Genomic DNA, 11813 nt, shown 5'->3' on the forward strand with positions numbered 1-11813 from the left:
GGCACTCATGGCCGGCGCCCCTGGCCGTGAATCAGCAGGATCGAGAAATAGGGCGTGACCGTTTCGGCCTCGATCAGCCGCGTGACCCGCTGACCTGGCATGGCGGCATGTTCGACCAGCCATGCCGCATCCTCGCGCCCGGCAGCGGCCACCGCGCGGCGCAGTTTGGGCAGGTTGCGCCCGATCTTCATCACCACCAGCGCATCTGTATCGCGGATGCGTCGCACCAGTTCATCCTCGGGCAGGGTCGCCATCGCGATGGTCAGCACATCGTCGCCCCAGGTGATCGGGATGCCGGTTGCGTTCCACGCCCCGGCCATGCCGGTGATACCCGGAACCACTGCCACCGGAACCGTGCCCGCCAGCCGGGTGTGCAAATGCATGAATGAACCGTAGAAAAACGGATCGCCCTCACACAGCACGACCACGTCTTCGCCTGCCTGCGCCAGCATGACCAATCGCTGCGTGCATTCGGCATAGAAAGCGGAAAGACAGTCGTTGTAGCGCGGGTCGGATAACGGAATCTCGGTCGTCACCGGATATTCCATCGGGATTTCGATCACGTCGGGGCGCAGCATTCCTTCGACAATCCGCCGCGCCTGTCCTGGTCGCCCGGCCTTGCGGAAATAGGCCACGTGGCGGGCGCCACGCACCAGCCGGTCAGAGCGAACGCTCAACAGATCGGGCGCACCCGGACCCAAACCCACGCCGTGGATCGTCCCGCAGGAAAGGGCCGCGCTCATTCGGTGCCGCTCGCCAAAGCGTTGATCGCAGCAACCGTGATCGCGCTGCCGCCCAGCCGCCCTTCAACGATGCAGCACGGCACCGGCGGCGCGGCCCATAACGCGGCCTTGGATTCGGCCGCGCCGACAAAGCCCACCGGACAGCCGATGACCGCCGCAGGGCGCGGGCAATCGGGATCTTCCAGCATATTCAGCAGATGGAACAGCGCGGTTGGCGCGTTGCCGATGGCCACCACCGCGCCTGCCAGATGCGGCCGCCACAGTTCCAGTGCGGCGGCAGAGCGGGTGTTACCCATTGCCCGCGCCATGTCGGGCACTTGCGGCGCATTCAGGGTGCAGATGATCTGATTATCAGCAGGCAGCCGCGCACGGGTGATCCCTTCGGACACCATCCGCGCATCGCACAGCACCGGCGCGCCAGCGGCCAGCGCCGCCCGCGCCGCACTGGCAAAGCCGGGTGAGAAGCGGATATGCGCGGCAAGGTCCACCATCCCGGCGGCGTGGATCATGCGCACCGCCACCGGTTCCTCATCAGCGAAAAAGGGCGCCAGATCGGCTTCGGCGCGGATCATGGCGAAAGACTGGCGATAGATGGCCGCGCCATCGGTTTCATAGATATGGGGCATCAAGCGGCTCCGAAATGGGCGAGAAGCTCGGCTGGGCTGAGCGCAGAGCGAACTGGCAACGCACCGGCGGGTGCGTTCAGGGAAAGATCGAACAGGCCATCGCGGCCGGTCAGCGTGACATCGGCGGCGCGCTGGCGGGCGCAGCCCTTGGCACAGCCCGAAACATGCAGCCGCCCGGCGACATGCGGTGCAAGGCGGCGGGCAAGATCGCGGGTTTCAACCGAGGCCTGCGGGCAGCAGGGCGCGCCGGGGCAAGCATCGACATGCAGCAGCGGGTCGGCAGGATTATCGATCAGCCCACCGGCGCAAACGGCAGGCGCGCCTTCCACCAGCAGCACACGCCACGGCGTGATCCGCACCGCTGCGGCGGGCGATGCTTCCACCATCCCGGCCAGTATCCGCGCCTCTATCCGGCCAAACGGCAAGCCATAGGCCCAACTCCCATCACGGAGGCCCAGATCATGAAGGCCCGGCACGATGCAAGCAGCCGACGGCGCGGGCAGAATGTCGCCACAGGCCCATTCGGGCAGGACCAGCCGGTGTCGCGCCATGCGCCCCGCTTTCGCGCCGCCGCTGGCCGCAAACCAGTGGGCGAGCGCGATCAGCGCGTCCACTTCCCTGCCAGCAGCAACCGCCATACCGGTGGCGCGGCCATCGGCGCGCAGGATCAGACCGCCATCGCCGCCGCGCTCAATGCGGAAATCGCCCGCCTCGCCACCCAGAATGCAGGTCTGACCGGCATCGATGGCAAAGCCCACTTTACCGAGCAGATCGGGCAACTCATCCAGCCGGGTCAGCAACGCGCCCGCAATGCGATGGCTGTCATCACCGACCCGCCAATCCGGCGCGACCAGAATGTTGCGCCGCTGTTCGATGACAGGGTCAGGGTCCACCAGATCCAGCACCAGCAACCGGTCGAGCAGCGCCTGCCAGCCAGTTTCAGGCACCCCGCGAAGCTGGAGATTGGCGCGGGCGGTCATGTCGATCAGGCCATTGCCGTGCACCACGGCGGCATCGCACAGGCCCAGCACTTGCGCCCGCGTCAGGCGGCCAAGCCGAGGCTTTACCCGCACCAGCAGCCCGTCGCCCGCCATCATCGGGTGCCAGGCATCGGGGCACCAGCCCTTCACCGCAAAACTGCTCATGCCCTGTCCTCAAGCCTTGGCAGGCTGGCGAGGATGGAATTGCGCCGGGTCTGCCACAGCCCGGCGGCATGGAGCGCGGCAAAGCGGGCTTCCATCGCCGCCAGCGCAGCCGGATTCTCGCGTTCAAGAAATGCGCGAACATCGGTCTGGCCCAGTGTCGCGTCGTGATAAAGGTCGAACAGATGCGGCGGTACGCTGCCTGAAAGGTGCGCAAAGGCACCCATATGGTCCAGCGTCGCGGCCAGTTCTGCCCCCCCGCGAAAGCCGTGCCGCATCATGCCCGCCACCCAGCCTGGGTGCGCCGCGCGGGCGCGGACCACGCGGGCGATCTCTTCGGTCAGGGTGCGCGCAACGGTGCGCCCCGGATCGCGATTGTCGAGGTGGTAGAGCGCCGCCGAACCACCGATCAGCGCCTTGGCAGCGGCAAAGCCCGCCTCGTGCGCGGCATAATCGGCGGCCAGCAGCAGATCGGTTTCGGGCAAGTCCTGAAGATGGACAAAGGCGTCCGCTCCTTCAACACGCTGGCGCAGGCCGGCAGGATCGGCAAAGGTTCCGATCGCATCGGAGGCTGCGTCAAACGCATGGTCCGATGCCGCCAGCCATGCCTCACCAGCAGCGCGCCGGGCCGCTTCAGTATAGACCTCGGCTGCATCGCCAAGACCCAGTCCATAGCTGCCGGGGGCCGGGCCATAGACGCGCGGTGCCGCAGCCTGCCCTGCAAACGGGTTCCAGTCCGCCGGTTCATCGCGCAAACACAGCGCGCGCACCGCTTGGCCAAACAGTATCGGCAGCGCAGGAAAGGCATCGCGGAACAGGCCGGAAATCCGCAACGTCACATCGATACGCGGCCGGTCCAGCAGCGCCAGCGGCAGGATTTCGATGCCTGTTACCCGTTCGGACGCGGTGTCCCACAGCGGCTTTGCGCCCAGCAGGTGCAGCGCCATGGCGAATTCCTCGCCCGCCGTGCGCATCGTGGCCGATCCCCACAGATCGACCACCAGCCCGCGCGGATAATCGCCGTGATCCTGCAGATGCCGCCGGATCAGCTCCTCTGCCAGTGTCACCCCTTGGGCATGGGCCGCGCGTGAAGGCACGGCGCGCGGGTCTATCGCATAAAGGTTTCGCCCGGTTGGCAGCACATCGCTGCGCCCGCGAAAGGGGGAGCCGGAGGGACCGGGCGGAACGCGGCGTCCGTCGAGTGCCGCCAGCAATCCGGCCCGCTCGGCTGCGCCCTGATCTCCCCGCCCGAACACATGCAGCCCGTCACCGAACTGGCTGTCCTTTACATCGCAAACGAAGCGGTCGATCCGGGTGATCGCCTCGACCAGCGTGGCCGCGTCATCAAGGCCCAGTTCCGCCTCAAGTCCCAGCACGCGCGCTTCGTCGCGGATGTTCACTTGCAGACGGTCGCGGCGGGCCGGGTCCAGCCCGCCAGCGTTGGAGAATTCATCCAGCAGCGCCTCGATCCGGGCCAGCCCCGCACCGCTTTGCGTTTGCACCAGTGGCGGGGGAACGTGCCCGATCGTAACCGCGCTGATCCGGCGCTTGGCCTGCGCCGCTTCGCCGGGATCGTTGACGATGAACGGATAGATCACCGGCATCGCGCCGGTCAGCGCCTCGGGCCAGCAAGCATCGGACAGCGCGACTGATTTGCCCGGCAGCCATTCCAGTGTGCCATGTGCGCCGATATGCACCAGCGCGTCCACGCTTCGCTGGCGCAGCCACAGGTAGAACGCCACATAGCCATGGCGCGGGCAGCGGGACAGGTCGTGATAGTCGCCGTCGCGATGGGCGCGTTCGCCGCGTTCGGGCTGCAAGGCTACCAGCGCGTTGCCGATGGGCAGCGCGGCAAAACGGAACGCGCCATCGGCGGCGGCAGCATCGGCTTCCGGCTCGCCCCATGCGGCGAAAAGTTCAGCGCGCAGGGTATCGGGCAGTGCTGCCAAAGCCTTGCGGTACTCTGCCATCGGCCAGTGCTGATGTGTGCATTGAAGGAGCGCTGCCAGTCCGGCCTGCGCGTCAGTGGCATATCCCGCCTCGGCCAGATCGGCCAGGATCGCCTCGGCAGAAGCCAGCGCATCCAGCCCCACGGCGTGGGCCATCTGGTATGTCTTGCCGGGATAAGTAGACAGGACCAGCGCAACCCGCCGTTCTGCAACCGGCGTTTGGGCAAGTGCGATCCAGCCCGCCACCCGCGCGGTGATCGCCCCAACCCGGCCTGCATCGGCGCGATGGATGGTGCGGGCAAAGCCAAGCGCGGGATCGCGCGTCCCCGCCTCCTTGAAGCTGGCGACGCCTGCAAACACCCGCCCGTCAATTTCGGGCAAGACCACGTGCATGGCAAGGTCTGCCGGGGAAAGCCCGCGCGAAGCCGCTGCCCATCCCGCGCGCCCGGACGTGGCCAGCGCCAGCTGAAACACGGGAACGCCCGCGCCATCAAGCGGGGTGGCGCCGTCATCGCCCCGCGCGGAAAAAGCGGTAGCGTTGATGATCGCTGCCGGGCCAAGCCCGCGCACCCAGCGGTCCACCTGTTCGCGCACCTGCGGGGCTTTCAGCGAGGGGACGAAGATCGACAATGCATCGAAACCGCGCTGCTCGAACGCGGTATGCAGGGCGGCAAACGGGTCCAGATCGTGGGCGGTCAGGTAAGAACGATAGAACACGATCAGGACCAGCGGCCTTGCGGGATCGCGCGCAAAGGCTTCAAGATCGATCACGCCCCGGCCGGGATGCCAGCCTCCCGCCATCAGCAGCGGATCGAATGTCCGGGCGGGGGCATCAATCAGCCCCGCCAGCTGCGACAGCGCGGCAAGCGCCGCCTGCGCCGCCCTTGCACCGCCAGCATCGCACCACTGCGCAAGTTCGCGCAACGCGGTCACCGGCACGGTCGAGGCCGCATCCAGCCGCGCATCCTCAAAGCCGTCGCCGGGCAGCACGGCCAGCACGATCCCGCGCGACCGGGCCAGCGCCTCGACCTGTTGCAGCCCGTAGCTCCAATAGGGCGTGCCGCCGATCAGCCGGATCAGGATCGCCTTTGCGCCCGACAGCGTCCGCTCGGCATACGTGTCGACCGACAGCGGATGCATCAGCGCCGCCAGATTGGCGAGCCGCAGCGAAGGAAATGTCGCATCGTCTGCACGGGCCTGATGCCATGCCGCCGCGAACGCCCCCAGATCGCTGTCCGAAAAGGACAGGACCACAAGATCCGCGGGCTCTTGCCCCAGATCCTGCGGGACGGCGGTTTCCTCCATCCCGTGCGTTTCGCGGAAAATGACGTGCATGGCCCGCGCCTTACGCCAGCAGCACCGCGCGAATGGCATCGGCGTCGACGTGATCGTGCTCGGCAATGGCGACCAGCGTGGTGCGGCGCGGCTCGTCAGGGCGCCACGGGCGATCGTACTGGTGCCGCACCCGCGCGCCCACCGCCTGCACCAGCAGCCGCATCGGCTTTCCCGCAACGGCGGCATAGCCCTTTACGCGCAGGATATGGTGATCGCGGGCCAGCGTCTCGATCCGCGCGACCAGCGCCGCCGGATCGGCGATCTCGCCCCATTCGATAACGGTGCTGTCAAAGTCGTCGTGTTCGTGATCATCCTCACCATCATGGTGCGATGGGCGCGCGGCGATGTCGTCCTCGGCTGCGGCATCAAGCCCCAGGATCACACGCGGATCGACCACGCCTTCGGTCAGTTCTATCACCGGAACCGGGCGACTAAGCTCTGCCGCAATGATCGCGCGCGCGGCGGCTACGCCTTGGGGTCCGGCCAGATCGACCTTGGTCAGCAGGATCATGTCGGCGCAGGCCAGCTGATCCTCGAACACTTCCGACAGCGGCGTCTCGTGATCGATGCTCGGATCGGCGGCGCGCTGGGCGTCAAGCGCTGCCACATCGGGCGCGAACCGGCCTGCCGCGACCGCTTCGGCATCGGCCAGCGCCAGCACGCCGTCCACGGTGATCCGGCTGCGGATCGCAGGCCAGTCGAACGCCTTGAGCAGCGGCTTTGGCAACGCCAGACCCGATGTCTCGATCAGGATGTGATCGGGGCGCGGATCAAGCGCCAGCAGCTTTTCCACCGTCGGGATGAAATCGTCCGCCACGGTGCAGCAGATGCAGCCATTGGCCAGCTCTACGATGTTTTCCGCCGGGCAATCAGGAATGGCGCAGGACTGCAGAATCTCGCCATCCACACCCAGAGAACCGAATTCGTTGACCACCACGGCCAGCCTGCGGCCACCGGCATTGTGGATCAGGTGGCTGATGAGCGTGGTTTTCCCCGCGCCCAGAAAGCCCGTGATGATGGTGACCGGCACCTTGGACAGGGACGCCTTGGACAGGTCTGGCATAGTAACTTCCCCGCGCGCCAGAGCGAGACACGGCGGGGCTTGCCGGACAAGTCCGGTCGGCGCGCGACGACGGGCGGGCGCGACAAAGCACCCGTAACCACGCAACCCGTGCAGCCCCAGCCACACAGCTTCGTCGCTCAGACGGAGAGTTACCGTGCCGTGACCATCCCCTGGATCAGGCAAGAGCGACCGGTGCGCCGGCAGGTCTCCTGGCTCGCGGGTCACAGCTTGATGCACGCCTTCCCAGACTTGGCGCTTGCGCGCTGCCCAGTGGCTGCTCCTGAATTCAGGAGCATGTGCATCGCGCTATCCGCTTACAGTTGCAGGGACAGCCACGGATTTGGGAGCACGCTCCCGCACCGCATTCCCGATTAAGCCCCTTGCGGGGCACCGGCGCGATCATTGAAGGGCGGGTTACCCCGATCCTTCACCGCGCGCTCTAGACGAAAATGCCAGCCAAGCCAATTGATGATGTTGCTTCACGCAACGTGGACGGTCAGGCACCGACCGAAACCTCGATTTCATCGAACCGCTTCCATCGATAGATCGCGTAACTCGCCAGCCAGCAGAACACGAAAAGACCGATGATGGCGAAGCCCAGACCATTGAAATTTTCACCCAGTTCAATGGCGATCCGCCATGGCGCACCCGTAAGGGCCAGCTTGTCGCCAATCAGGGCCAGCGTTTCGATTCCACCAATGACAATCGCCACGATGGCCGAGATCAGGGTGATGGTGATGTTGTAGTAGAGCTTGCGGATCGGCTTCACGAAGGCCCATTCATAAGCGCCCAGCATCACCACGCCGTCCGCCGTATCGATGAGGGCCATACCGACCGCGAACAGGGCGGGCAGGACCAGGATTGTCCCGATCGACAGGCCATCGGCGGCCTGGCTGGCCGACATGCCCAGAATGGCAACTTCGGTTGCTGTATCGAACCCAAGCCCGAACAGAAACCCCAGCGGGGCCATATGCCAGCTTTTGTTCACGAGGCGGAACATCGGCCTGAACAGTCTGGAAAGCAGACCGCGCCCACCCAATAGCAGATCAAGATCGTCCTCGGCATAGCTGCCGCCTGCACGAACATGGGCAAAAGTCCGCCAGACAGAGCGCAGGATGACCAGGTTCATGCCGGCGATCGTGAACAGGAAAAGCGCGGAAATCACGGTTGCAATCACGCCACCGATTTCCTTGAAGGCGCCGAACTGCGACAGCGCGCTGGCCGTCACCGCAATGATGATCGATGCTATGGCAATGATTCCGGAATGCCCGATCGCGAACCAGAATCCGACCGAAACCGGGCGCTGCCCGTCCTGCATCAGCTTGCGGGTCACATTGTCAATCGCCGCAATATGATCGGCATCAACCGCGTGACGCAGGCCCAGCCCCCAGGCAAGCACAGCGGTGCCGAGCATTAACGGCTGTGCATGAAACAGGCTGAATGCCCAGACCCAGACCCCAATGTTGGCGGCGATCAATCCGGCAAACAAGGCACCAATTCGTCGGCGCAGAGACAGGGATGGCAGTGACTTCGTGAGGTGCATGATTGGCTCGGCGATTGAGGAATATACAAACGAAGGATGGCGCCGCAGACGTGCTGCAGCGCCGCCCATCAAGGGATTTCGCTAGAAATTGACCTTTGCGCCAATCCTCACAGTTCGAGGCTCGACCACGCGGCTCAACCGGCCTTCCACCGGAGCACCTGCATCGAAGGCGGGGATGTAGGACTCGTAATAATAGGCGATGTCCTTGTCCCGGCTGTCGAAGATGTTCAGCACTTCTCCAAATATCTCGACCTTCTTGCCCTTCCACGCGGCCCGGGCATTCATGACGGTGCTGCCTCGATCCCGGACACTGTTGTCCTCGACAAGCGGAGAAGGTCCAAGGTGGCGCACCCGAATGCTGGCTTCCCAGGGATCAAGAATGATGGCGGCACCGGCTGAAGCCGCGTTCTCAAATGCATTGGGGATGTGATCGCCATTGTCGAAGCGCGCATGGCTGGCGGTATAGTTTCCATCAAGCGCAAGCCAAGGGAACGGCCGCCAGAAGGCGACGATTTCATAGCCATGACGCCCACTGGCACCCGACGGTTCAACAGCATTGGAATCGCCAATGAAACGAAGTTCGCTGCCGACATGCAGCCACCAGTAAGTCGCGGTTAACGTGACCCCGGAGAATTGAATGCGTCCTCCCAGTTCCTTGCCGATGCCGCGAACCAGAACGGGAACAGGCGTGTCCCTGTTGACCGCACCCCGAACATCGTTGGAATGGAATCCACGGCCCCAGTTGGCGTAGAGTTCAAGATGCGGCGTAACCTGATAGGCGATTGACGCCTTGGGAGAGAGAATCGACGCTGAGCCACTGCCTTCGCCCAGCGACGCCGCAACAGAATCTCGTGCACGCACGGAATAGTGATAATAGTCCCCGCGAAGACCACCTGTCACACGCAGTCCCGCCAAGGGTTTCCAAGCGACTTCGCCGTAGAGCGCGGAAGACAATTCCCCGACCCGAAAGTGCCCGAGAGATTCAAGAAATGCGCGGGCAGCCGTTCGATCGACACCAACATTCCCGACGGCGTCGTATCTGTTTTCGGTGCCAAGGCTCACAGCCAGACTGTCAGCGATTTCCCAATGTTTTTGTGCGGACAGCCCGAGGACCCAACGCCGGTCGAACTGCTTGATCTGCGCGCTTGTGCCATCCGGATCGGTGTAAGTGGGGTTCGAGAACATCGACCAGTCGTAAAACTGGGCATAGACATTGGCGCGCCATGTCGGTTGCTTGACCGCGATGTTAGCCACCAGGCGCGTCGTCTCACCCCGCGCGGAAGGATCTGGAGAGCAGAACACATCCGCACACAACGCCGTGCCGATAATGCGCTCGGGGATTTGCTCGGTTGGGTGCCATGTCGCCCGGTAGGCATGGAGAGATGCCTCCAATGTGCCCGCACCGGTCGGCATGCTATATTTCGCGAACCCCGAGTAATGGCGCAGACGTTCAGGTTCCTGCCACGGTCCGTCATAGGCCTTGGCCTGGGCGACAAGCGTGAGGTCTCCGCCGCCCAGGTCGTGCAATGTTCCACCCGCAGCGACGCGGCGCCAACCATATGAACCAGTCTCGGCCGATGCCCATGGCCGGTCATAACCCTTGATGGTCGTCATATAGGCTGCTCCCGCCAGAGCGAAATCACCGCCATCGGCGCGGTAGGGCCCTTTACGAAAATCCTCCCGGCCCACGATCTCCGGAATGAGGCCGTTGAGGTCGAGATAGCCATGACCATGTCCGTGGGTACGAAAGTTCATCTGCACATCATCGATATAGGTACTGAAGTCAGACCCATGGTCGAGGTTGAAACCGCGCAGGAAATACTGGTTGGCTTTGCCGCTCCCAGAATGCTGGGCTGCAACCAGCCCGGGCACCGCTTCCAGCAGTTCGGCCACGCGGAGAAGAGGCCGCACGAGGAGATCGGCCCCTCCGACGCTTCCTTCGCTCGCTGATTTGGCAGTGCCGATCATGGCCTCACCGCGACCGAAAACCACAATGTCGTTACCCGCCACGACTGCATCCGCGCTTGTTTGCGATGCCTTTTCAGAGGTTTCGGCAAATGCCGGTTTTCCGATACAGATCAGCGCAAGGGCGCTGCTGGTAGTAATGGTCTTGATCACTAAATAGTCCCCCGGCGTCTTGCGACGTGGCCGGGGCAAACCCGCGCGAACGGGCGACACGCGCGGCGGCCGGACGCCATGGGCGGCCGACGCACGTCTCCGATGCGGCCCCAGCCGCTCGTTCGTCGCTCAGACGGAGTTCACCGTGCCGCAGCCATCCTCTGGACCAAGGCAAGAGCGACCAGACGCCGGCAGGTCTCCTGGCTCACGGGTCACAGCTTGATGCACGCCTTCCCAGACCTCGCATGATTTAGCGTCCGGCCCAGTGGCTGCCCCTTCCAAGAGGAGCGATGTACATCGCGCTATCCGCTTACAGTTGCAGAGACAGCCGCGGATTTGGAAGCAAGCTTCCGCACCGCATTCCCGATTAAGCCCCTTTCGGGGGCACCGGCGCGATCAATGAAAGGCGGACTAGTCTGCCCGTCGATACCTCACCTAACTGAAGTGATCGGAAAAGCCAATAACGCTTGGAGCAGGGATTGAATCAACGATTACTGCATCCCGCGCCACCATTGCCATTGGCACGGCCAGAGCGCACCAACCGCGCGCACTCGATTTGAATGGCGGGTTTTCACTGAACCTATCGTTGGCCATCGGACTCCTGTACGACCGGAAGTGGTCGCCTGCTGCCCCTGCAATCGCCGCCTACAAGGTGGCAAATGCAGCCCTATATTCGGTCATTCCGAGGTCATTTCAATCGCATCAAAACCCGCTGGTCAGTGGATTGCCGTCTAAGAATTTGATGGCAGGCACTGACCAGATTGTTGCCTAGCCCCTTTTGCTCTGCTGATCTCGATTGCCGATGTTCGCTAAATGCTCCAGAATGGTTGCGTCTGATTCCCTCGCAAAAGGCCCTTACGGCTGTGACAAAGCTTTACCTCGATTTCGACAGCTTCTTCGCATCGGCCGAGCAACATTTTAATCCAGTCCTGCGTGGGAAGCCGGTTGGTGTAGTACCGCTAGATGTCCGGCACACTGGTTGCATTGCAATCAGCCGCGAAGCGAAGCGGGCGGGGGTCCCCTCTGGTGCTTCGGTAAGCGAAGCCAGAGCGATCGTGCCAGAGATGATTTTCATCGTAGCACGGCCTGATGCGTACGTTCGGCTCCATCACCGTATCCTCGCTGTAATCGAGGGCTGCCTGCCGATCGAAAAAGAGCGCTCGATCGACGAACTGGTATGCAACTTGGTTGCATCAGAAGTAAGCGCCGACGGAAGGCGGCGTTGACGTAAGTCTATTTGGCCTTCCGCGGGCGCGGCGCCCATTTCTTTGCCAGCGCTGCTAAGCGGTTATGG

General features: G+C 63.8%; 8 protein-coding genes and 2 riboswitches. Of the genes, 1 reads left to right on the forward strand and 7 read right to left on the reverse strand.

What is annotated here, in order from left to right:
* Positions 1-5: 5 nt before the first annotated feature.
* The 7 genes from cobI to B9A23_RS18990 form a co-directional block, all read right to left on the reverse strand.
* Positions 6-743 (reverse strand): precorrin-2 C(20)-methyltransferase, encoded by a 738-nt coding sequence (gene cobI, locus B9A23_RS18960; protein WP_011444001.1) that lies wholly within the window; start codon positions 741-743, stop codon positions 6-8.
* Complete coding sequence (locus B9A23_RS18965) at positions 740-1369, reverse strand: precorrin-8X methylmutase (protein WP_011444002.1); 630 nt, start codon at positions 1367-1369, stop codon at positions 740-742. Before B9A23_RS18965 ends, cobI begins: the two co-directional genes overlap by 4 nt.
* Positions 1369-2514, reverse strand: coding sequence for a precorrin-3B synthase (locus tag B9A23_RS18970; protein WP_011444003.1), 1146 nt, complete (start codon positions 2512-2514; stop codon positions 1369-1371). Before B9A23_RS18970 ends, B9A23_RS18965 begins: the two co-directional genes overlap by 1 nt.
* Positions 2511-5795: a cobaltochelatase subunit CobN gene (cobN, locus tag B9A23_RS18975; RefSeq protein ID WP_011444004.1), complete on the reverse strand. Its 3285-nt coding sequence runs from the start codon at positions 5793-5795 to the stop codon at positions 2511-2513. Before cobN ends, B9A23_RS18970 begins: the two co-directional genes overlap by 4 nt.
* Positions 5796-5805: 10 nt before the next feature.
* A complete protein-coding gene (cobW, locus tag B9A23_RS18980) occupies positions 5806-6858 on the reverse strand; it encodes a cobalamin biosynthesis protein CobW (RefSeq protein ID WP_011444005.1) in 1053 nt (350 codons plus the stop codon).
* 181 nt (positions 6859-7039) lie between these two features.
* A riboswitch (cobalamin riboswitch) is annotated at positions 7040-7268 on the reverse strand.
* A gap of 86 nt (positions 7269-7354) precedes the next feature.
* Positions 7355-8401 (reverse strand): HoxN/HupN/NixA family nickel/cobalt transporter, encoded by a 1047-nt coding sequence (locus B9A23_RS18985; protein ID WP_083455652.1) that lies wholly within the window; start codon positions 8399-8401, stop codon positions 7355-7357.
* 81 nt (positions 8402-8482) lie between these two features.
* Positions 8483-10411 (reverse strand): TonB-dependent receptor, encoded by a 1929-nt coding sequence (locus B9A23_RS18990; RefSeq protein ID WP_230190277.1) that lies wholly within the window; start codon positions 10409-10411, stop codon positions 8483-8485.
* Between the two features lie 280 nt (positions 10412-10691).
* Positions 10692-10926, reverse strand: a riboswitch (cobalamin riboswitch).
* A gap of 456 nt (positions 10927-11382) precedes the next feature.
* On the opposite strand from B9A23_RS18990, the gene B9A23_RS18995 reads away from it, so the two are divergent.
* Positions 11383-11745 (forward strand): Y-family DNA polymerase, encoded by a 363-nt coding sequence (locus B9A23_RS18995; protein ID WP_084280719.1) that lies wholly within the window; start codon positions 11383-11385, stop codon positions 11743-11745.
* Positions 11746-11813: the final 68 nt, after the last annotated feature.

Source organism: Novosphingobium sp. B1, assembly GCF_900176395.1.
Lineage (GTDB): Bacteria > Pseudomonadota > Alphaproteobacteria > Sphingomonadales > Sphingomonadaceae > Novosphingobium.